This is a genomic window from Limnoraphis robusta CS-951, from assembly GCF_000972705.2.
Map to the genome: position 1 here is coordinate 1 of NZ_LATL02000361.1, position 20,819 is coordinate 20,819.

General features: G+C 43.5%; 20 protein-coding genes. 17 read left to right on the top strand and 3 right to left on the bottom strand.

Annotation, left to right across the window (positions count from 1 at the left end; all coding sequences use genetic code 11):
- The 14 genes from WN50_RS30580 to mtnA form a co-directional block, all read left to right on the top strand.
- Positions 1-1,210, top strand: a 1,210-nt coding sequence (locus WN50_RS30580) for a CHAT domain-containing protein (protein WP_049561844.1), incomplete at its 5' end; no start/stop codon positions are given.
- 133 nt (positions 1,211-1,343) lie between these two features.
- Positions 1,344-1,727 (top strand): hypothetical protein, encoded by a 384-nt coding sequence (locus WN50_RS30585; protein ID WP_046277915.1) that lies wholly within the window; start codon positions 1,344-1,346, stop codon positions 1,725-1,727.
- 24 nt (positions 1,728-1,751) lie between these two features.
- Positions 1,752-3,248 carry a hypothetical protein gene (locus WN50_RS30590; RefSeq protein WP_046277914.1) on the top strand — a complete coding sequence of 499 codons (1,497 nt, stop codon included), beginning with the start codon at positions 1,752-1,754 and terminating at the stop codon, positions 3,246-3,248.
- A 114-nt stretch (positions 3,249-3,362) separates the two neighbouring features.
- Positions 3,363-3,710, top strand: a complete 348-nt coding sequence (locus WN50_RS30595; RefSeq protein WP_046277913.1) for a hypothetical protein — start codon at positions 3,363-3,365, stop codon at positions 3,708-3,710.
- 527 nt (positions 3,711-4,237) lie between these two features.
- The gene (gene psbB / locus WN50_RS30600) at positions 4,238-5,767 is read left to right on the top strand and encodes a photosystem II chlorophyll-binding protein CP47 (protein WP_046277912.1); all 1,530 of its coding nucleotides are present in this window, start codon (positions 4,238-4,240) and stop codon (positions 5,765-5,767) included.
- A 202-nt stretch (positions 5,768-5,969) separates the two neighbouring features.
- Positions 5,970-6,065 (top strand): photosystem II reaction center protein T, encoded by a 96-nt coding sequence (locus WN50_RS30605; RefSeq protein WP_046277911.1) that lies wholly within the window; start codon positions 5,970-5,972, stop codon positions 6,063-6,065.
- A 210-nt stretch (positions 6,066-6,275) separates the two neighbouring features.
- A complete protein-coding gene (gene nrdR, locus WN50_RS30610; RefSeq protein ID WP_046277910.1) occupies positions 6,276-6,878 on the top strand; it encodes a transcriptional regulator NrdR in 603 nt (200 codons plus the stop codon).
- A 432-nt stretch (positions 6,879-7,310) separates the two neighbouring features.
- Complete coding sequence (locus WN50_RS30615) at positions 7,311-8,429, top strand: 30S ribosomal protein S1 (RefSeq protein ID WP_046277909.1); 1,119 nt, start codon at positions 7,311-7,313, stop codon at positions 8,427-8,429.
- A gap of 86 nt (positions 8,430-8,515) precedes the next feature.
- Positions 8,516-9,271 carry an HAD family hydrolase gene (locus tag WN50_RS30620; protein ID WP_046277908.1) on the top strand — a complete coding sequence of 252 codons (756 nt, stop codon included), beginning with the start codon at positions 8,516-8,518 and terminating at the stop codon, positions 9,269-9,271.
- A 171-nt stretch (positions 9,272-9,442) separates the two neighbouring features.
- Positions 9,443-10,699, top strand: coding sequence for a methionine adenosyltransferase (gene metK, locus WN50_RS30625; protein ID WP_046277907.1), 1,257 nt, complete (start codon positions 9,443-9,445; stop codon positions 10,697-10,699).
- Positions 10,700-11,010: 311 nt separating this feature from the next.
- A complete protein-coding gene (locus WN50_RS30630; protein WP_046277906.1) occupies positions 11,011-12,144 on the top strand; it encodes a redoxin domain-containing protein in 1,134 nt (377 codons plus the stop codon).
- Positions 12,145-12,604: 460 nt separating this feature from the next.
- Positions 12,605-13,060: a hypothetical protein gene (locus tag WN50_RS30635; RefSeq protein WP_046277905.1), complete on the top strand. Its 456-nt coding sequence runs from the start codon at positions 12,605-12,607 to the stop codon at positions 13,058-13,060.
- Between the two features lie 170 nt (positions 13,061-13,230).
- The gene (locus WN50_RS30640) at positions 13,231-14,490 is read left to right on the top strand and encodes an NAD(P)/FAD-dependent oxidoreductase (RefSeq protein WP_046277904.1); all 1,260 of its coding nucleotides are present in this window, start codon (positions 13,231-13,233) and stop codon (positions 14,488-14,490) included.
- A 45-nt stretch (positions 14,491-14,535) separates the two neighbouring features.
- Positions 14,536-15,585, top strand: a complete 1,050-nt coding sequence (gene mtnA / locus WN50_RS30645; protein ID WP_046277903.1) for an S-methyl-5-thioribose-1-phosphate isomerase — start codon at positions 14,536-14,538, stop codon at positions 15,583-15,585.
- A 95-nt stretch (positions 15,586-15,680) separates the two neighbouring features.
- On the opposite strand, the gene WN50_RS30650 is transcribed toward mtnA, so the two are convergent.
- Positions 15,681-16,019 (bottom strand): sll0565 family protein, encoded by a 339-nt coding sequence (locus tag WN50_RS30650; protein ID WP_046277902.1) that lies wholly within the window; start codon positions 16,017-16,019, stop codon positions 15,681-15,683.
- A gap of 136 nt (positions 16,020-16,155) precedes the next feature.
- On the opposite strand from WN50_RS30650, the gene WN50_RS30655 reads away from it, so the two are divergent.
- On the top strand, positions 16,156-16,482 hold the full coding sequence (locus WN50_RS30655) for a DUF6439 family protein (RefSeq protein ID WP_046277901.1): 327 nt from the start codon (positions 16,156-16,158) through the stop codon (positions 16,480-16,482).
- Positions 16,483-16,636: 154 nt separating this feature from the next.
- On the opposite strand, the gene WN50_RS30660 is transcribed toward WN50_RS30655, so the two are convergent.
- Positions 16,637-17,101, bottom strand: coding sequence for an ATP-binding protein (locus WN50_RS30660; RefSeq protein WP_046277900.1), 465 nt, complete (start codon positions 17,099-17,101; stop codon positions 16,637-16,639).
- 686 nt (positions 17,102-17,787) lie between these two features.
- On the opposite strand from WN50_RS30660, the gene WN50_RS30665 reads away from it, so the two are divergent.
- Positions 17,788-18,717 (top strand): alpha/beta fold hydrolase, encoded by a 930-nt coding sequence (locus WN50_RS30665; RefSeq protein ID WP_049561853.1) that lies wholly within the window; start codon positions 17,788-17,790, stop codon positions 18,715-18,717.
- 93 nt (positions 18,718-18,810) lie between these two features.
- Positions 18,811-20,109, top strand: coding sequence for an RNA-guided endonuclease InsQ/TnpB family protein (locus WN50_RS30670; protein ID WP_049561849.1), 1,299 nt, complete (start codon positions 18,811-18,813; stop codon positions 20,107-20,109).
- A gap of 4 nt (positions 20,110-20,113) precedes the next feature.
- Here the strand turns inward: WN50_RS30670 and WN50_RS30675 are convergent, their stop codons facing one another.
- Positions 20,114-20,443 carry a (2Fe-2S) ferredoxin domain-containing protein gene (locus tag WN50_RS30675; protein ID WP_046280644.1) on the bottom strand — a complete coding sequence of 110 codons (330 nt, stop codon included), beginning with the start codon at positions 20,441-20,443 and terminating at the stop codon, positions 20,114-20,116.
- Between the last annotated feature and the right edge of the window lie 376 nt (positions 20,444-20,819).

Consider the following 20,819-nt stretch of genomic DNA (forward strand, 5'->3'; position numbering starts at 1 on the left):
GTTATCCACCGCTTCTCAACCCGCCGATATTAGCCCCACTGTGGCACAAATTCAAACCTTAGTTAAGGCTGAAACGGCCCTAATTTATTGGTATTATAGCAGTCATTCTTTGACTACGTTTATCCTCACCCGCGACGACCTGACCGCTATACCTTTCTCTGCTTCGGCACAGAAAAAACTGGAAACTTTAATCACCCATTGGCACCGGGATTATCAGAATTATAGTCTCAAGAAAACCTCAGATAGTCAGAGTTGGCAGCAACGGTTAAAAAACCATATAGACACCCTGCAAACCCTGTTAAATATCCCGGAAATTACCGCTAAATTACCCCCGGAGATTAGCCAATTAATTTTAATTCCCCATCGAGACTTGCACCGCCTCCCTTTAGAAGCCTTATTTCCCCATGATTTCATCACGAGTCGTTTACCCAGCGCCGCCTTTGGTTATGGTCATTCTTCCTCCCCGCTAATCAATCCTAACTCAGAAGTTTCTGTCCTGACTGTGGCTTACCCGGACAGTATCGGCGCGAAAAATCTGCCTTTTACGGAAACGGAAGTCACTGCTATTGGGCAAATTTTCACGGGTTATAATACTCGCTACCAAACGATTACGGATAAGCAAGCGACTGAGGAAACTGTGATATCAGCTTTAACTGAAAATCACCAGATTTTCCACTTTAGCGGTCATGGGGATTATGACCACGAAAAGCCAAATTTGTCAAGTCTTTTGCTATCGGGTTCAGAGCATTTAAGGGGAGAAAAAATTGCCAGTTTATCCCTCACTTCCTATGGTCTGGTGTATCTAAATGCTTGCGAAACGGGTTTAACGAATATCGAAACCATTGAGAAGGAATATGTGGGGTTAGCCAGTGCGTTTCTGCGGGGGGGAGTGTCTCAGGTGGTTTCGAGTTTATGGCTGGTTAATGATGAGTCGGCGGGGGTGTTGGCGATTAAGTTTTATCAGGAATATCTAGGGGGTGAAACGGCGGCGGTGGCTTTGCATAAGGCGAAAAATTGGTTACGGTTTGAGGCAACCTGGGCGGAAATTGCGAAGGTTTATGAATCCTGTTTATCACATCCTTCTTTGACTGATAAGAATCAGGGGATTTTATCCAAGGCTTTAGGACGCATCGAAAGACAGGAAGACCCGGAAGTTATGCCGTTTTCTGATGTTTATTATTGGTCGAGTTTGGTAATTTCAGGTTATTAAGAGAATCGGTTACAAGTGACTGGAAATAGGGAGTTAGGAGAACGGGTGATCAAATCTAAAAAGAGTGGTAAAATTACGGTAAAAGCCTCTCGAAGTTTTTTCCGACTGTCCGACTACCAACACTGAATGAGCTATGACTCCTAACGATAAAGTAATTATCACCGCCTTTATTCGCGCTTTAGCCCGTCTTGACAAAAAGTTACCCATCACTGTGTCTAATCAACTGGCCATGATTTCAGATGTGGCTAATCATACTCAACAATTAGAGGCGGTCGTGCTAAGTGATACAGATTTAGCCCTATTATATAATCAAGAGTGCGATCGGCTGATGACTGATGCAAGCGATCGCAAAAAAGGCTATCTTCCCAACTTTGATAGTGATGATTATAACACAGAATTAAGCAATCTGGCTGAACAAATTTGTCATTCTCCCGACCCAGCAAAAGCCTCACAAGATGCCCTCAAACCTTCTTTCGGTGGCAAACTTCAACAGTTTTTCAGCAAACTCTTTAAATAGTCTCCATCTCTCTAATTTAATTGAATGTACCCCCTGAAAGAAATCACGCTGCAACTGTTTCTGTATGACTTACAGGAAGGGTTAGGACAAACATCAGAAAGCATCGATTTTAACCGCTATTATTTTTGGCGACGGTTTCATCCTGACCTGCAAAAACCATATACTCAATTAACCGCAGAAAATCACCAAAAACTGCAAAAATATGCTAACCGCGAAAACCCAGAAATCGATATTGTTTCCTTAGATTATCAGACGGGAGAACAGCCTCTTATTGGGATTGAATATGTTTTAGCCGCCTCTCAATTGGGGGATAACTATAGTTTAATCATTGATGCCTATGATAGCGAATATCAGAAAACATCCTTAACTCAACTGAAACAATATATTCAGGAAAGAATTAGTAACACTCCCTCAACCCTCGGTCAAACTTGGCTATTGTGGGGTAAACTCAATGGCGAATATTCCCCCGAGCAAGTTCATCAAACCATTGCTAAAGATAGTTATACAGAAATCGCCTATCAACCCTTACCCTGGAAAAAAGATCATCAATTGAGTTTCCCAGCAAATCAACTCTTAGGGGGCTATTTATTTGAAATCTCCAAGTTAGTTTCTCTCCAAAGTTGGGAAGATTTACTCGGATTAATTGATAATGAAAAACCCGAAAATCTGCGAAAATATCCCCCCTTAAATGATGAAAATAAATTCCGTCTTGAAAAAAGTATTCAAGACAGTTTAGGAGAATCCCATTATTTAATTTGGCTATTACCAGCAGAGTCCGACTTAACCGCAATTCAAGACGAAATTCGGCAAATACAGACCCATTTTCATCGTCTGTTATCCTATCGCCATAAAATTATTTGGGCTTATAGCCAAAGTCGGATTCTCAAACGCAGATTAAAAGACAATTATCAAACCATTCAAAAATCCGTATTAACCATTCGCCAAAAGCGGAAACAACCGGAAGATTTACAAGCCGCCTTAGAAGAAACCTTAGAAATTTTAGGGAATTATGCTATTGATTTAAGTCAACTGCATTCCCAGTTAAGGACAATTACAATTAATTTAGCCAACTATCAACAAAGGTTAAAAGAATTAACAAAAGTTGACCCGAATTGTCAGTTAATTTCTTTGGCTGAGTTTAGTCAATTGGCGGCGAAAAAGTATCAAAGACAGGTAAAAACGGACTATGAGAGTTTGAGTCCGGGGATGATTTTATTAGAAAATTTGATTACCACTATTGAAGGAATTGTGGAAATTAATCAAGCCAAAAGAGAAGATCGGCTAGAAAGAGCGATCGCTGCTGCTAGTATTGGAGTCGGTACAGCGTCGGCAGCGGCTTCGTCAATTGCCAATTATTCCGAGGGGATATTAACAGGATTTCTTCCCACCGAAAATAATGCGGCACCGCCAACCCTTCATCCGGGACTAACCGCAAGTTTTGTCTTTATTGCCAGTTGTCTAATTGGGATCATTTTTGGCGGTTTAACGTGGTGGCGGTTAAATTCAAGGGCGAACAGTTGAAAGTTTCGGGGGTATCAATTAAAAATCCAAAACTTTTGTGATTAAAGCTAGCGCCTGAATGATTTCGCGCTATCTTTAAGTTTAGTTCTAGCTTGAGTAGGCGACAGAAAGTCCATGAAATACTTCTTTTTAACGGATGGATGGACTGTGGGTCGTGTCTGGGGTGTTGGTGGCCTGTGGGATGAAGCCGCTCACCGCCGCCCCCCGGAAATCCAGAGACTGAATCTCTGTTTGTGTGACAAGAAAGAAAAAATGTGGCTGCATCGGGTAGAAGATGCCGTCTTGATGCTGGAAGTTAAACCCTTGACTCTCTCCTCTGAGAATAATCACTCAGCCAGTAGCATTGGTCAAGTGATTCTGACTCGCTTAATTACGGCTGACCAAGTGTTGGATCGCTTATGTACGGCTTCGGCTCAATGCCAAAGGATAGAGACTCCCTTGATCTCGACTGAACCCGGGTAAAAGTCGAGCCGAAAGCAGCTAGGTTAGATAACAAAGGTTAGTACACTGGGGGGATTTTTCTCGGCTTTTTTGACTCGGATGGTTTCTGAGTTTTGCAAATACTCTTGCAATTGGTTCTAACTATCGATACACTTCTTTAAAATAGGGAATCAGACGAGTCACTGTTCCAAGAGTCCAAACTTGTCTGAGGCGTAAAATCAGAGAATTTTTTTCGGTCTGCGGGAGGTGGACTGCTGCGTGGGTTCTCCTGTCTGGGAGATAAAGGTTGAGCAATCAACCAGAGATGCTGTTTAAGACCAAAAGAAGCTACGTTTCTTTTGGCAATGGCAGACGAGACACGAAACCTGATCCGCGCATCTCCTGTGTTGGGGTCAGGTACTTCACATAAGTTTCATGGATGCAAATCACCCGTAAAACGGTCTTAGCTTAAATAAAGGTTGACAAATCGTTAACTTTAGGGTAAGGAAACGGGTATTCATGGCAAAGTTTAAAAAGTATACCTTACAAATAGAGGAGGAGCGTAGTCAATGGGACTACCCTGGTACCGCGTACATACAGTAGTTCTGAACGATCCGGGACGGCTGATTTCTGTACACCTAATGCACACTGCTCTCGTAGCAGGCTGGGCGGGTTCAATGGCCCTCTACGAACTAGCAATCTTTGATCCATCTGACCCCGTTTTGAATCCGATGTGGCGTCAGGGAATGTTTGTCATGCCCTTCATGGCTCGTTTGGGAGTCACCGAATCTTGGGCCGGTTGGAGCGTCACCGGAGAAGCCTCTGGCAACCCCGGAATTTGGTCTTTTGAAGGCGTTGCAGCCGCTCACATCATTCTGTCCGGTCTTCTATTCCTAGCGGCCGTTTGGCACTGGGTTTATTGGGATCTCGAACTGTTTACCGATCCCCGCACCGGTGAACCCGCTTTGGATTTACCCAAAATGTTTGGGATTCACTTGTTCTTATCTGGTCTTCTGTGCTTCGGCTTTGGAGCCTTCCACTTGACTGGATTGTTCGGCCCCGGAATGTGGGTTTCTGATCCCTATGGCTTGACGGGTAGTATTCAACCGGTTTCGCCCTCATGGGGGCCAGAGGGCTTTAACCCGTTTAATGCCGGGGGTATTGTCGCTCACCACATTGCGGCAGGTATTGTGGGAATTATCGCGGGTTTATTCCACTTGTCGGTAAGACCTCCCCAACGCCTGTATAAAGCTCTGCGGATGGGGAACATCGAAACTGTACTGTCTAGCAGTATTGCGGCGGTGTTTTTCGCGGCCTTTGTGGTCGCAGGAACCATGTGGTATGGTTCGGCAGCTACTCCAATTGAACTGTTTGGCCCGACTCGTTATCAGTGGGATCAAAGCTACTTCCAGCAAGAAATTGAGCGGCGAGTTCAAGCCAGTGTCGCCTCGGGTGATAGCTTATCGACAGCTTGGTCTAAGATTCCTGAAAAACTGGCGTTCTATGACTATGTTGGTAATAGTCCGGCTAAAGGCGGTTTATTCCGTGTTGGCCCAATGAACGACGGTGATGGGATTGCCCAAGGTTGGGCGGGTCATCCGGTCTTCACTGATCGTGAAGGTCGTGAACTGACTGTGCGTCGTCTTCCCAACTTCTTTGAAACCTTCCCCGTTGTCTTACAAGACAAAGACGGTGTAATCCGAGCTGATATTCCCTTCCGTCGGGCAGAATCTCGTTATAGCTTTGAGCAAGCTGGAGTAACGGTTTCTTTCTATGGCGGTCAGTTGGATGGTCAAACTTTTAGCGATGCACCCACGGTTAAAAAGTATGCTCGTCTAGCTCAACAGGGTCAGCCCTTTGAGTTTGACCGAGAAACTCTGAATTCTGACGGTGTATTCCGCACCAGTACAAGAGGCTGGTTCACCTTTGCTCACGCCTGCTTCGCTCTGCTGTTCTTCTTTGGTCATATCTGGCATGGTTCTCGTACCATCTTCCGGGATGTATTTGCGGGAATTGAAGCTGACCTCGAAGAGCAAGTGGAATGGGGACTCTTCCAGAAATTGGGTGACAAAACAACTCGTACTAATAAAACAGTTTAGAGTCACTTTTGTGAAATGGATTTGATCTACCTCAAATACAGGTTGATGTAAGTTTTTGAGAGTTAAGCTAGGGGATTAAACTCGTCTCCTAGTCTTAGCTCTTCTCTAATTTGGAGTGAGATCAAAGAGGATTCTTTCGACGGTTTTGATCTCTAAACTGGTAAACTGGTGATCAATTGGAATATAAGGAAACTTTGACACAATGGAAAGCGTTGCCTATATCTTAGTTTTGGCTTTAGCTTTGGGAGTGCTATTTTTTGCGATCGCCTTCCGAGAACCCCCTCGGATTGGAAAATAAGCTAGAATGCTTTTTTGCTGGAGATCCGCAAAATTTTTAAGAGCATAGCATCAAGCAAACCCAATAGAAGCAGACTTCATCCGGGGCTATGGGAAATTCCTTTAGTCCCTGAAGTCTATATTCAGGTTATTATAATAAGGATTCTGTTTTTTCACTCTAGTCAAAGGGCATGACCGCTTTGAGGGAGTTATAACTTGAAAAATTATAGTTATGCAGTGTCCTGTTTGCCAACACACCAATAGTAGAGTTTTGGAGTCTCGTTCCGCAGAGTCAGGCAGAAGTATTCGTCGTCGTCGAGAATGTTTGAATTGTAAGCATCGCTTCACGACTTATGAACGGATTGAATTCGTGCCGATTACGGTGATTAAGCGAGATGGGAAGAGAGAATCTTTTGACCGTTCTAAGTTGTTACGAGGTCTGATACGAGCTTGTGAAAAGACCGGCTTGGAAACAACGGCTTTAGAAGCAGTTATTGATGAGATGGAAGCCGAATTACAACAACGTGTGATTCGGGAAGTTTCCAGTCAGGAAATTGGTGAATTAGTTCTAGAACAGCTCCAATCAGTTAGTGAAGTGGCTTATGTGCGTTTTGCTTCGGTTTATCGAAAGTTTCAAGGAATCCGAGATTTTGTGGAAACCTTAGATCACCTCAAAAGCTATCAGAGAAATAGTGATCAAGCTGAAGAAGAAGCCGATGTTTCCGCCAACTCCTGTTCAGAGGAATCTGCATCTGAGTTCAGTTCGTTAAAACGTTTACAGTCGGGGGAAGCTGAAGAAAATCAAACCCAACCCCAAGAAGCAATCTTTCCTTAATTTTGGGTTTGAGGAATGATCAGCTGTTCTCAACTGTTGATTTCAATTCTTTCTATCCCCTTGACACAAAACTCAGATAAGTGTGGCATAATAGTAATGCTCTGACCTAGACTAATCGACATAACCCCAGAGTTACAGTTATAAAGACTGCTCATTCCCTAAATATAGCCAAGTTTTGGCTCAGTTTGGGGAAAGTTGTTAGAGTTGATTAGCTATAGTTCTATAACGGATCTAAGTTAGTTAGACCCAACTCATTGTCCTGCCCTCTGTTAAAGTGAGGTGCAGGTCAAAGCAATTAGAGTGAGGTTGAATGTCACCTCAAAACTTGGGATCTTCCAATGCTCAAACCAAATTTAAGGGAAAGCAAGTGGAAGAAAGGCTCTAAGTTGTGTCAAAAACTACTAAGGAGAGAAAATCTAGGAAACAACACGCATGATCAATCAGAAAACCAATCAGAGAGATGTGGGTTTTACCCACGAAGACTTTGCCGCCTTACTCGATCAGTATGACTATCATTTTAGTCCGGGAGACGTTGTTCCAGGAACGGTGTTTAGTTTAGAACCTAGAGGCGCTCTGATTGATATTGGTGCTAAGACCGCAGCTTACATTCCCCTCCAGGAAATGTCAATTAACCGGGTGGAGAGTCCGGACGAAGTATTACAGTCCAACGAAACCCGTGAGTTTTTTATTCTAACCGATGAGAATGAAGATGGGCAGCTTACCCTATCGATTCGTCGGATTGAGTATATGCGAGCTTGGGAACGAGTTCGTCAACTGCAAGCAGAAGATGCAACGGTAAGATCCCAAGTGTTTGCGACTAACCGAGGTGGCGCTCTGGTTAGAATTGAAGGATTACGCGGTTTTATTCCCGGCTCCCATATTAGTACCCGAAAGCCCAAAGAGGAATTGGTTTCAGAAGAACTCCCTCTGAAGTTCCTAGAAGTAGACGAAGACCGAAACCGACTGGTGTTGAGTCATCGTCGTGCTTTAGTTGAGCGGAAGATGAACCGACTCGAAGTTGGAGAAGTGGTGATCGGAACAGTACGCGGAATCAAACCTTATGGTGCCTTTATTGATATTGGTGGCGTGAGCGGTTTGTTACACATCTCCGAGATCTCCCATGATCACATTGATACACCTCACAGTGTCTTCAATGTTAATGATGAGGTTAAAGTGATGATCATTGATCTCGATGCGGATCGGGGTCGGATTTCATTGTCAACAAAGCAGCTTGAACCTGAACCGGGAGCAATGGTGAAAAATCCTGAGCTTGTCTACGAGAAAGCTGAGGAAATGGCTGCTAAGTTCCGAGAGAAAATGTTAGCCGAACAGCAAGGAACAGATGCTCCTGCGGTTGATGAAGCGGAACTGAGTGAGATAGACATTCCGCCTGCAACCGAGGATGAAGAAGTTCTAGAAGTTGCTGATGAAGCCGTAGTTCCTGAAGCCGTAGTTCCTGAAGCCGTAGTTCCTGCAACCGAAACAGAGGTGGAAGAAGCCGAACCTGAGACGGCTGAACCAGAAGAAGCCTCGGCTGTTGCCGAATCTTAGAAGTTAAGGTTTTAAGGAAGAGGGAATGTCCCTCTTTTTTCAGCTTGTTCAGCAAGAAGACTAGAAGTTTGTTGGAGAAGTCTTAGTTGGTTACTATTCAGGTTCAAGGCGTTATCTTTGAGAAGATTAGCGCTGTCATTTTTGATAAGGATGGCACGCTAGAAAATTCTGAAAATTTTTTGAGAAATCTTGCTCAGAAGCGATCGCGTTTAATTGATGCTCAAATCCCCGGTGTCGGAGAGCCACTGTTAATGGCGTTTGGTGTAGAAGGTGATCAGCTCGATCCTGCCGGATTAATGGCAGTGGGCAGTCGGCGAGAAAATGAAATTGCGGCGGCGGCCTATATTGCCGAAACGGGACGGGGGTGGTTAGAATCGTTAGGAATAGCTCGCCAAGCTTTTAATGAAGCTGACCAATATTTGAAAGATGCAGCTCCGTCCCCATTATTTCCAGGCAGCTTAGAGGTGTTGAAGTTTCTCTCAGAAGTGGGATTGAAACTGGCCATTCTCTCCGCCGCCCCCCTTCGAGAAGTACAAGCATTTGTCGAACGCTATCAGCTCGGAGACTATATTCAACTGCAAATGGGTGTAGATCAGGGCTTGAGTAAACCTGATCCAGATTTATATTGCCAAGCGTGCAAATACTTAGAGGTAGAAGTTTCGACGACTCTAATGGTTGGAGATGCAGCAGTGGATATGGAGATGGCTAAAAAAGCGGGGGCAGCAGGTTGTATTGGGATGAGTTGGAAACCCGAAACTGCTAAAAATTTGTGTCAAGCTGATGTTATTATCACTCAACTTGATGAAATTCAAGTTCTTCAAGTTGCAGATGACTTCGAGTAGCTTCGAGCATTCCTGAGGATTGACTAAATTCCTTGCCACTTTGTAGCTTCTTGGATTGCAACAAACATTCATCGGGTTGACCAATGACTTTTGGGGTCAGAGTAGCTTGAATTGCGAGTTTAATCAAAACTTTACAATCAACCCAGCTTTAATATTTAGGAGGAACTACCTTTGTCTAGTCGTTACCTTTTTTCATCTGAATCAGTTACAGAAGGCCATCCCGATAAAATTTGTGATCAAATTTCCGATGCCATCTTGGATGCTTTACTCACCCAAGATCCCAAAAGCCGGGTTGCTGCCGAAGTCGTCGTCAACACAGGTTTAGTTTTAATTACGGGCGAAATCACTTCTAAAGCACAGGTCAACTATATTGACATCGCTCGCAAAAAAATTGCTGATATTGGCTATATTCATGCAGATAACGGTTTTTCTGCCAATAGCTGTTCTGTTTTGGTTGCCTTAGATGAACAATCCGCAGATATCGCTCAAGGGGTTGACAGAGCGCAGGAGACGCGGGAACATCTGAGTGAGGAACAGTTAGATGCTATCGGTGCCGGAGATCAGGGCTTAATGTTCGGCTATGCTTGTAACGAAACGCCTGAACTAATGCCTCTACCGATTAGTTTAGCCCACCGCATTTCCCGTCAACTGGCAGCAGTACGCAAAAATGGCACCCTTCCCTACCTGCGTCCAGACGGTAAAACCCAAGTGACTATCATCTATGAAGATGGCCGCCCGGTCGGAATTGACACCATTTTAATCTCGACTCAACACACCGCTACAATTGGAGAAATTACAGACCCCGTTGCCATTCAAACCCGAATCAAACAAGATCTCTGGTCTGAAGTGGTAGAACCTGTATTTGAGGATATTAGCGTTAAGCCGGATGCCAAGACGCGGTTTTTAGTCAACCCCACAGGTAAATTTGTGATTGGTGGCCCCCAAGGGGATTCGGGTTTGACTGGCCGTAAAATTATTGTTGATACCTACGGGGGTTATGCTCGTCATGGAGGCGGGGCTTTTTCGGGGAAAGACCCCACAAAAGTAGACCGTAGTGCCGCTTATGCCTGCCGCTACATTGCTAAAAATATCGTTGCTGCTGGATTAGCGGATAAATGCGAAGTTCAGGTTAGCTACGCGATTGGGGTTGCTCGTCCGGTGAGTTTGTTTATTGAAACCTTCGGCACCGGCAAAGTAGATGAAGATAAGCTGATTGAGGTGATTCAGCAGAACTTTGAACTGCGTCCTGCGGGAATGATTCAAGCGTTTGACTTGCAGAATTTACCTGCTAAACGAGGTGGACACTTCTTCCAAGAGGTTGCAGCTTACGGTCATTTTGGACGGACTGACCTGGGTTTACCTTGGGAAAGAACGGATAAAATTCAGTTGTTGAAGGATGCTCTGTTACCCATGTCGGCGATCGGATAACGACAGCAATCTGCTTGGCTTATAGCATTTTTTAGTTGAGTAAGGTACAGTCCGCTCGAAAAACCCGGTTTCTTGAAGAAACTGGGTTTTTATGGTTGACTTCATCTTTTTCGGGTCTCTAAAGCTGCTAACGCTTGCTCTAAGTTGTTTAAAACTGTTAATTTAGATTGAACTTTGATTTCAATCAAGGGTTAGTTGGAAAACGAAAAAAAGCTGACTCAAGCTTCAACTCTCTCTCTAAATTTCATCTTTTAGGGAACCTTTAGTCCGATGATTGAGTCGTCAAATCGGTAAATCCCAAAATTGCGACAATGAAGCCTCAAACACCATTACTTCGGGTTGGTGACCCTGCACCTTGGTTTCGCTTACCCACTCAAAATAAAGGCGATTTCTTCCTGCGTAACAATGCCGGAAAACCAATTCTTCTGCTTTTTTACGCTCTAGATGAAATTCCGGCTTGTCGTGAAATTGCCTGTCGATTTCGAGATTTAATGCCGATTTTAAATCAATCGAATCTGCGCGTTTTTTCTATTAGTTCAGATCAGCCTGAATCTCGCCTGATATTTGCTCAAACTCATAATATTCCCTTTAGCTTGCTGTGTGATTGCAAGTTTGAAGTGAGTTTAAAGTACAGAGTTTGTTCTTCAGCAGACGGAGATCATTCTACTTTATCCTATCTTCGGACTGGCTTTTTACTGGATTCAAACCAGCGAATTTTAGGGATATATCCTCTCAATAACCTCGAAGAAGCGATTCAAAAACTCTTAGGAGATCTTCAGGTTCTCATTCGTCGAGAAGAACCTCGGCATATGCAAATGCAAGCTCCTGTCTTGCTCATTCCTAACGTTCTCGATCTCAAATTTTGTCGCTACCTGATGGAAATTTGGGAAACTCAGGGAAACTCAGAATCCGGTTTTATGAAACGAGATGGAGAGAAAACAGTAGGATATCTTGACCCCAGCCATAAACGGCGTCGCGATCATTTTATAGAAGATTTAGCATTAATTAATCACATTGATTTTCTAATGCAGCGACGAGTTTTTCCGGAAATTCAACACGCTTTTCAATTTGAAGTCAGCCGTCGAGAATCCTACAAAATAGCCTGTTATAATGCCGAAGAAGGTGGATATTTTCGACCCCATCGAGATAACACCACACCGGGAACAGCTCACCGTCGGTTTGCAATGACGATTAACTTGAATGTAGAGGAATATGTTGGGGGATTTTTGAGATTCCCAGAACATTGTCTTCATCTGTACAAACCAGATACAGGGAGTGCGATTATTTTCTCTTGTTCTTTAATGCACGAAGCAACCGATATAACCGCAGGTCGTCGTTTTGCACTTCTCTCATTTTTTTATGGCGATAAAGATGCTCAGGCTCGTCAAGTATACGAGAAAAAAGCCCAAAATAATTATGAACAAGTGATTCGAGTTGAATCGTAAAGATTAGACGATTTCAACACCGAATATTCAGGACTTACGCACTCCTTGGCTGCTCAACAGCCCTGTTGAGGTTCCCAGCCCGAAACTGGGTTGAGACGTAAGTCCTGTAGATTTTTAAAAAAATCTGTAAAATTAGCTAACCCTCCCGAGACAGAAGAAAATAGGCTTTTTTACTAACCGATTGTCTTTGATATAACCCGGAGGATTTGATTAATCTTTCTTTGATTTACAACTTTCTTACAGTCAATCGTAACCAATTCGCAAATTGTCTACTAAAACTCGCTCATCTCTGTTAACTTAAACGGAGGAAAAATTCCCTATAAATTGATGATCGTAGGTACCTGACCTATTATTCACTTCTGAATTGAGATCATGTCTAGGTGGAAATAGTAGCACCAACCTTTCAGATAGTAAATGCACAGATCCGTAGAGTGAAATCGTAGAGATGAATCCTCAATAAATGATTGTAACACAACTAAGCACTTTACTGCTGGCAACTGTGCTGCCCTGCATGACAACCTTAGTCACTCATAAATCTGTTCAAGCTGAAATCTTCAATAATAATGGTCATACTGATGTGTTTATTTTAGAAGCTCATGCAGCCACTAATAATATCTATCAAGCCCAAGTAATTACTGACTTTGATTGGTTTGCAGATGCAGATAAAATCGGACTCACGGGTGGACTTACTGAAGAAGATCTTGACTATATGGAACTCATCGATTTTGATGAAGATGGCTTTTTAGATGATGCTGTGATTAAATTGAAATCAACCCAAGCCATTTTAGCCGTCGTTCTCAACGCTGATGATTTTGTACTCGAAGGAGAATTTATTCCGATTACTTCAAGTCGTCAACCGATTCCCGATTTTCAAGAAGTAAATCTCGTTAGTTGTAACTCCTCGGTGGTTGATTGAATTCTCACTTTTTTGGATAAAGATTACCTAAAAATCTTTTGAGTTTCTCTCGCGAGAATAGCACCGATTCGGCTACAATTAAACTGCTGACTTTAAGCGCTCACACCGTTGGTTTAGAAAATACAACACATCCGGTAAACTGTAAAAGCAGTTAGTGTTAGATTGGGAAAATGAAGCATTTTGACGTTGTTGTTGTGGGAGCAGGGCCATCGGGTGGTCACTGTGCGAGACAGCTTGCAAAGTCTGGTAAAAACGTCTTACTCGCCGAACAGCATCAAACCTTTAGCCAAAATGACTTTTCAAGCGCCGCAACTCCGATAGAAACCCTAGAACAGTATAATCTCCCTCCAGATGTGGTCGGTAGTTTGTGGCAAAAAATTGTAATTGTGACCACTCATGTTCATCATAGTTGGGAATGCGATCGCCCTCGGGGTGCTGTCTTGAATTTTGCTAAACTGCGAGAGTTTTTAGCCCAAGAAGTTCAACGACAAGGGGGTGAAGTTTGCATGGGACACCGCTACATTCAACATTTTCAAGAAAGTGGAAAAACAGTCGTTGAGTTCAAACCTTATAAAAGCCATGAAACGGTTCATGTATCGACTCAAGTTTTGGTAGATGCTACTGGCCAGACCCGAGCGGTGATTTCTCCATCCCGACAAAAATCTTCATCTTACCTAACCGGAATTGGAACCGAATATTTAATAGAAGTAGAAAGCTCAGACTATCAAAAATATGCCCATGAATTAATATTTTTTCTGGGTCACAAATGGATGCCTAAAGGATATTCTTGGATTTTTCCGATGGAACAAAATCTTTTAAAAGTGGGTTCTGCTAGACTCAAACGTGAGCATAAAATTGTTGAACAGACCGACTCCCTGAAAACCTATATTGAACTGATTTTAAATGATTATTTATCAGGAATTTCATACAATATTATTAATATTCATGGTGGAGTATTGAAATATTGTAGCGGCCTGAAAGATACCTATTCACAAAATAACATTATTGCCATTGGAGATGCAGTTTCAACCGTGAATATGTTGGGGGGAGAAGGGATTCGACATGGAATGCAAAGTGCTGAAATTGCTTGTCGATATATTGAAGCTTATCTTTCCGGAAAACAAGTTAATTTCCAAGCCTATAAACCGGAGATGTATCAGACCTATAAAAAGACTTGGGACTGGTCTGAACGGATGGGTATTAGGAAATATTTAGAGTATAGTGATGAGTTGATTGATCGCGGAGTTGCGTACTTAAACCATTTCAGTGCTGACGAAATTTTAGAGATTCTTTTTGAATACAATTTCCGAGTGATATATCGAGGAGTATTTCCTTATCTACGCTACAAGCTTGCAGCTAAGATTCACAGTTTAATTCGACAGATTCACTCTAGGCTGACTCAAACAAAATCCCTAAAAGGTGTAGACTAGAATAGAACTAGAATATAAATTGTATATTTCCATTCTCAACGCCCTATGACTTCTAGCCTAACTCAAGTTTATCCGATCATTTGGCAAGATAATCGCGTTCTGCTGATTGACCAAACTCGCCTTCCTAAAGAATATACTCGAATTGAAATTAGTCGCTATGAAGATATGGCTCATGCGATTAAAACGATGATTGTTCGAGGTGCGCCCGCCATTGGAATCGCCGCAGCTTATGGAATGTATCTCGGCGCCCGAGATATCCAAACTGTTGATATTCAAGAATTTTTAGTACAATTAGAAACCGTAGCTGATGTGTTACGCCGCACTCGTCCAACGGCTGTTAATTTGTTTTGGGCGATTGATAAAATGCTGAAAACCGCTCAAGAAACCAAGGGATCAGTTGAACAGGTACAACAAGCCTTATTAGAAACAGCAAAAACGATTCATGCTGAGGATATTCAAACCTGTAAACTGATCGGAGATACCGGATTAACCGTTTTACCGACATCTCCTGAAAAACTCAATATTCTCACTCATTGTAATACCGGATCGTTAGCCACTGGAGGCTATGGAACCGCTCTTGGTGTAATTCGTTCAGCTTGGCGAGAAGGACGTTTAGAACGAGTTTATGCTGATGAAACCCGTCCTCGTTTACAAGGGGCAAAACTGACGACTTGGGAATGTGTTCAAGACCAAATTCCAGTTACATTAATAGCCGATAATATGGCGGCTCATTGCATGAAACAAGGTTTAATTCATGCGGTGATTGTAGGCGCAGATAGAATTACCGCAAATGGGGATACAGCGAACAAAATTGGCACTTATAGTTTAGCATTAGTAGCCAAAGCCCACAATATTCCTTTTTTCGTTGCTGCTCCTTTATCGACGGTGGATTTTCAACTGGAAACAGGAGCAGAAATTCCCATTGAAGAACGAGATCCAACAGAACTTTATGAAGTGGGTAATACTCGTTTATGTCCGACAGGAGTTGAGTTTTATAACCCCGCTTTTGATGTCACACCCGCCCAATTAATTTCTGCCATTATTACCGAAAAAGGAGCCGTTCCCCCGGGAGACTTAAAAACGTTAAAGTCTTAACAACTTGAGGAATCTTTCAACCCAGACACAGAAAACACCCAGAGCAAATCTTCGTGTCTTTGTGTCTTGGTGGTTCTCATCTGGTGCTGATCTCGTTATCCCGCCAAAGACTTCAGTATCCATCCTAAAATGATCCCCAATCCCCCAAAACGAACCGCCTGCCAAAAAGGTTCTTTGAGACTTCCCCAAGTAAACAAGCTGCTTTCGAGGTTGAGTTCAATGGTTTCTAACTCAGCTTCAATTTGACGCAATTCCTCTCGTAATTGACGGGATCGGGTTTGACGCAGTTCGGGGATCACTTGATCAATGCGATTTTTAAGTTCAGCCTGACGGCGTTGATCTCGTTTAACTTGAGCATAACGCTGTTTGATCCCCACGAGCGATCGCTCGACTTGAGATAACGCTTGCTCAAACTCCTGATCTTGCGATGTCATCTCTGTTTTAACGGGGTAAGGTTCTGAGCCAGACAGATTAAGTATAATCGGGATCGGTTTAGGGGTGAAGTTTATTGGCATAATATAAATGCAAAGATGCAACTTCCCTTAATCTCTATTTGATAGAAGGTTGTTCATGGTTAACTCGATCCCCACATCTGCTCAAAATGCTAGCCTCGTTAATACTTCCCTGGTGTCTCGCCTTGACGAGTATACCACCGAAGAGCTGGCCCAAGCGCTAGCCGAACGCCTAGCTATCGGTGATCAAGACTGGCATCAACTCAAATCTAACCGCAAAGCTCGCGCGAGCGAACAAATCATTGCGGCTCTGGTTTTTCTACTCAAAAATCAACCCGAAGAATCGATCCCTCGCCTGAATCAAGCAATTGGTTGGCTGGATCGCTCGATCTCAGCACCTCCTTGTCCAGGTCATGGTGTGAATTCACCAAAAAAACAATCTTGAACTAGATTGGAAAATTTACTGTTATGATAGTTGGGGAGAGATTCAGAGCAGATACGAGTCAGGTTTGGCTCTAATTTACTCTAAATTTGGGTTCAGGGATCAAGCAGCAAAGCTATATTTCAGCCTGTGTTTTCTCCCCTAGCGTGATCCGAGTTTAGGCATAATAGGAATTGACTATCTCCTTACAAAGCGTTAATTCTGTCCCTTCCGGGTTCCACTCAACTCGATCAAAGATTTGGTGCAAGATATACAAACCTCGTCCGCACTCATGCTCATCAACAGGCAATATTGACTCCTCTATTGGCGGGTGATGATCGTCTAATAAATGAGCGGGACAAGGACAGGGAGGACGAAAACCTGATCCCTGATCAGAAATAATCCACCAAAACTGATTTTTGATGATGGAGAAACGGACAACGATTGTTTTACTGGGGTCTAGTTTGTTGCCATGCTTGGCCGCGTTTACCAGTGCCTCCTGAAGCCCTAAGCGCAGTTCTCCTTGCCAGGACTCAGGGATCTCTGCTAGGAGCAAATCTAAAATTGGACACAGATAAAGCGTAGAAGCAAAGCTAACTGTGACCCAGTTACGTTGAACCGGACGCGATGATATGGCAATCACTCGGAAAACTCCCTGGCGTCATGGTGGATAAATTTCACACCCTGCATCAGTTTTTAACTTCCTTTCCGACAATCGGAGCAGGTTTAAAGGTCATCTTTATTCCCATTTTCCCCATGCAGGATGTGAGAAGGGTTAGACTGCTTTTTGATGGGTAGGTTGACAATGCACCTTTTCCTAAAACTTTCTACAGAGTTACAGCAGCAGAACAGCTATTTTGAGGGCTTGATTAACTAAACAAACTAGAAGCTGATTCTAGTGTTTAGTGATGGACTTTTTATTTCATCAAGCTCAAAGGTGAACTTCGCCTCTACCTGCCATTCTATCATTTCTCAGCGGCTCAGACAGCCGTGAGTCACTTCCGACGACGCTAAAAACCCCCTAACGCTTGATGAGATTGGCTCTGAGAAAGCACTTCCAGACAGAGTTGAGTCATAATCCGCAAATTTGCCAGAATTAGATCCTTACTTTAAGATTATCAAAACACTCGCCAAAAAACACCGATCCGGAAAATTGTTGAGGCTGACCGAGAACCCCAAACAGCGTTTCAATCCCTGGAGATCTAAAAATTCCCGCTCCCAAAACTTGAGGTAAAAAACAACTTTCTGATTCGGTATTATCCCGGGTTGGGCAGTCCCATCTTAAAATTAAAAGATAATCATCAACCTGAGTTCACAAAAATTGATGCTATGCAAACAACTGTAACCGCTAACCCTTATGAAATCTCGGGTACTTACTGGAAGTGGCGAGAACAGTTAATTTATTATGTGCGGGCGGGTGAACCTCAAGCCTCGCGTCCCCCTCTGCTCTTGGTTCATGGATTTGGCGCCTCAACTGACCATTGGCGCAAAAATATTATCGGCTTGAGTGAACATTTCGAGGTTTGGGCGATTGATCTCCTCGGATTCGGACGTTCAGCCAAACCCAACTGGGACTATAGCAGCGATCTCTGGCGCGATCAACTGGATGATTTTATCACCGAAACCATTGGTCAACCTGCAATATTAGCGGGAAACTCTCTCGGTGGATATGCGGCTTTATGTGTCGCCGCCCAACGTCCCCAATCGGCTCGGGGGTTAATCTTGCTCAATAGTGCAGGGCCATTTACCGAAACTGAACCCGCCCCCCCCCCTCCCGCCTGGAAAAAGACGGCTTCAGGAAGCTTGCGATGGCTATTCCAACAGAATTGGGCCAGTTATGCCGTCTTTCAATGGACAAGACGGCGCTCAACCATTCGCAAAACCCTGAAAAAAGTCTATTTAAACCCCGAGACTGTTACCGAACAACTGGTTGAAGACATTTATCGTCCCTCTTGTTCTCCCGGTGCGGCGCAGGTGTTTGCTTCGGTGTTTAAAACGCGATCAGGAGAAAAGGTTGATGTTCTGCTGAGTCAACTGAGTTGTCCGCTACTCTTGCTTTGGGGAGAAGCTGATCCTTGGATTAACTGTCGCGATCGCAGTGCCAAGTTTCGCCAATATTATCCTAAACTGAGCGAACATTTTCTCAAAGCAGGTCACTGTCCCCATGATGAAGTCCCGGAAATTGTCAATGACCTGATCAAAACCTGGGTTCTTTCTGAATGCGAAATTAGCTTCTGCGGCGAGAAGCCACACACCTGAAAACGAAGTGTCAGTGTGAGATGAATCGCCGACAAAATCTCTAATTTCTCGGCAATTCCGTTATAATCAAGTACATTCGCTCTAAGTTGTTCAATGAGAAACGTAGCAAAAGTCAGACTATATCCAACGGATGACCAGAAACAAGCCCTTGCAAAAGCGTTTGGCTCTGTACGTTGGGTGTGGAATTACTGTCTAGAGCTAAACAACCAAGCCTACAAAGAAACAGGTAAGGGTATCTCAGGAATGCAGCTAAAAAAGCAACTACCAATTCTTAAGAAGAAAGAAGAAACAGCCTGGTTGAAAGAAACTTATTCACAGTGTTTACAGCAGTCTGTTTTGAATCTTTCCAGAGCTTTTGTCAACTTCTTTGAGGGTCGGGCTAAGTACCCTAACTTCAAGAGTAAGCATAGTAAGCAGTCAATTCAATATCCCCAAAACGTCAAGATTATTGAAAACTGTTTGAGTTTCCCTGTGATTGGCAAGATTAAAGCAAATATTCACAGAACCTTTGACGGGAACATTAAAACAGTTACAATAACTAAGACTCAAACCGAAAAGTATTATGCTTCTATTGTGTTTGAGAATGAGGATATTGAACCCCAGATTTCTGCTCAGGGTAAAGCTATAGGGTTGGACTTGGGACTGACTCACTTTTTAATTACAAGTGAGGGGTCTAAATATGATAATCCTCGACACTTCAAGAAGCACTCACACAACTTAAAACGGAAACAACAGAAGTTATCCCGCAAGCAAAAAGCGTCTAACTCTAGGAATAAAGCACGTAGGTTAGTAGCAAGAGCGCACGAGAAAGTCAGCAACGCAAGGCAAGATTTTTTGCATAAATTGTCTCGCCAAATTGTCAACGAGAACCAAGTGATAATTGCTGAAAATCTCAACGTAAAGGGCATGGTACGCAACCATAATTTAGCCAAAGCAATAAGCGATTGTGGTTGGGGAATGTTCTTAAACTTTGTTAATTACAAAGCGAAACGGGATGGAAAGACCTTTCTGGAGATCTATCGGTTTTTTCCATCCTCAAAGACTTGTAATGTTTGTCTGAATATTGTCGAAAGTTTGCCGCTTGATATTCGTCAATGGGAATGCAATCATTGTCATACCCAACATGATCGTGATATCAACGCAGCTATTAACATTCGAGACGAAGGATTACGAGTCATCGCGGGGCGTATAAACTGCGCGGGAGACCCACGCAGACAGCCCCTTGCCTCTGGGACGGGGGCGACTGCCAGTGGAGGAGGTGTAAGACTAGCCAGAGGACGTAAATCTTCTGTGCGGCAACTTCCGATCAGTGAACAATCTGTTGATGCTTCGACCAAGACTGTTCAAGAAACTGGAAGCCTACGTCAGAAAGCGAAGCTATGCCGTGGGTAGTTCACTAGTAAAAACGAGGATGAATTCGGGGATTGAGCTTTTCTTCCACAGGTTGACCCCCTTTGAGGTGCTGTTCAACAATGTTGGGAACATCCTGGGGTTGAACTCGATAGTACCAAGTTTCATCCGGAGTGACGCGAACCGTTGGGCCAACACTACACTGGCCCATACAGCCCGTCTCCATAACGATTTCAGAAATCTCAGCGTCTAGAAAGGCTTGCAGCACCTTTTCGGCACCGTGTCTCAGACAGGTTTGATTTTGACAGACCCAGACACAGCGAGAAGTCGGTTCTGCATTATTTGAGGCTGGGTTGTTTACCTGAGTTTCTGACATGGGTCAAGAGTTTTATAGCGATTTTTCGGCTTAATTCTATTATGACGGATGGGCTTTTCCAGGACTCAACACTTAGCGATCGCCACAGTTCAACGGTAGCTCTTTTTCCCTCTGTTGTGGAAAAAATTGTGGATAATTTCCTCAAACACTGTGGAAAACCTCCAAACTGCTTCAGTCTCTTGACTAGAGCCGTAGAGGTTTAAGCAGTTTTCCACAGGTTTTCCACAAGATGAGCAATAGGCTCTAGCAAATCGCAGAGAAAACGATAGAATATAAAACTCTGTGTCTTCACTCTAGGAATGGTATTCTGTTGTCAGAACCTCATACTCTGATTGCCAATCTTTTTATAAAAACTCAATCTTTACCCAGGTCAATC

Coding starts and splice junctions, on each gene's coding strand:
- WN50_RS30605 (WP_046277911.1), top strand. CDS start 5,970: ATGGAAAGCGTTGCCTATATCTTAGTTTTGGCTTTAGCTTTGGGAGTG.
- WN50_RS30590 (WP_046277914.1), top strand. CDS start 1,752: ATGTACCCCCTGAAAGAAATCACGCTGCAACTGTTTCTGTATGACTTA.
- WN50_RS30655 (WP_046277901.1), top strand. CDS start 16,156: ATGGTTAACTCGATCCCCACATCTGCTCAAAATGCTAGCCTCGTTAAT.
- WN50_RS30595 (WP_046277913.1), top strand. CDS start 3,363: ATGAAATACTTCTTTTTAACGGATGGATGGACTGTGGGTCGTGTCTGG.
- WN50_RS30615 (WP_046277909.1), top strand. CDS start 7,311: ATGATCAATCAGAAAACCAATCAGAGAGATGTGGGTTTTACCCACGAA.
- mtnA (WP_046277903.1), top strand. CDS start 14,536: ATGACTTCTAGCCTAACTCAAGTTTATCCGATCATTTGGCAAGATAAT.
- WN50_RS30585 (WP_046277915.1), top strand. CDS start 1,344: ATGACTCCTAACGATAAAGTAATTATCACCGCCTTTATTCGCGCTTTA.
- WN50_RS30635 (WP_046277905.1), top strand. CDS start 12,605: ATGATTGTAACACAACTAAGCACTTTACTGCTGGCAACTGTGCTGCCC.
- WN50_RS30665 (WP_049561853.1), top strand. CDS start 17,788: ATGCAAACAACTGTAACCGCTAACCCTTATGAAATCTCGGGTACTTAC.
- WN50_RS30640 (WP_046277904.1), top strand. CDS start 13,231: ATGAAGCATTTTGACGTTGTTGTTGTGGGAGCAGGGCCATCGGGTGGT.
- WN50_RS30650 (WP_046277902.1), bottom strand. CDS start 16,019: ATGACATCGCAAGATCAGGAGTTTGAGCAAGCGTTATCTCAAGTCGAG.
- nrdR (WP_046277910.1), top strand. CDS start 6,276: ATGCAGTGTCCTGTTTGCCAACACACCAATAGTAGAGTTTTGGAGTCT.
- WN50_RS30675 (WP_046280644.1), bottom strand. CDS start 20,443: ATGTCAGAAACTCAGGTAAACAACCCAGCCTCAAATAATGCAGAACCG.
- psbB (WP_046277912.1), top strand. CDS start 4,238: ATGGGACTACCCTGGTACCGCGTACATACAGTAGTTCTGAACGATCCG.
- WN50_RS30670 (WP_049561849.1), top strand. CDS start 18,811: ATGAGAAACGTAGCAAAAGTCAGACTATATCCAACGGATGACCAGAAA.
- WN50_RS30630 (WP_046277906.1), top strand. CDS start 11,011: ATGAAGCCTCAAACACCATTACTTCGGGTTGGTGACCCTGCACCTTGG.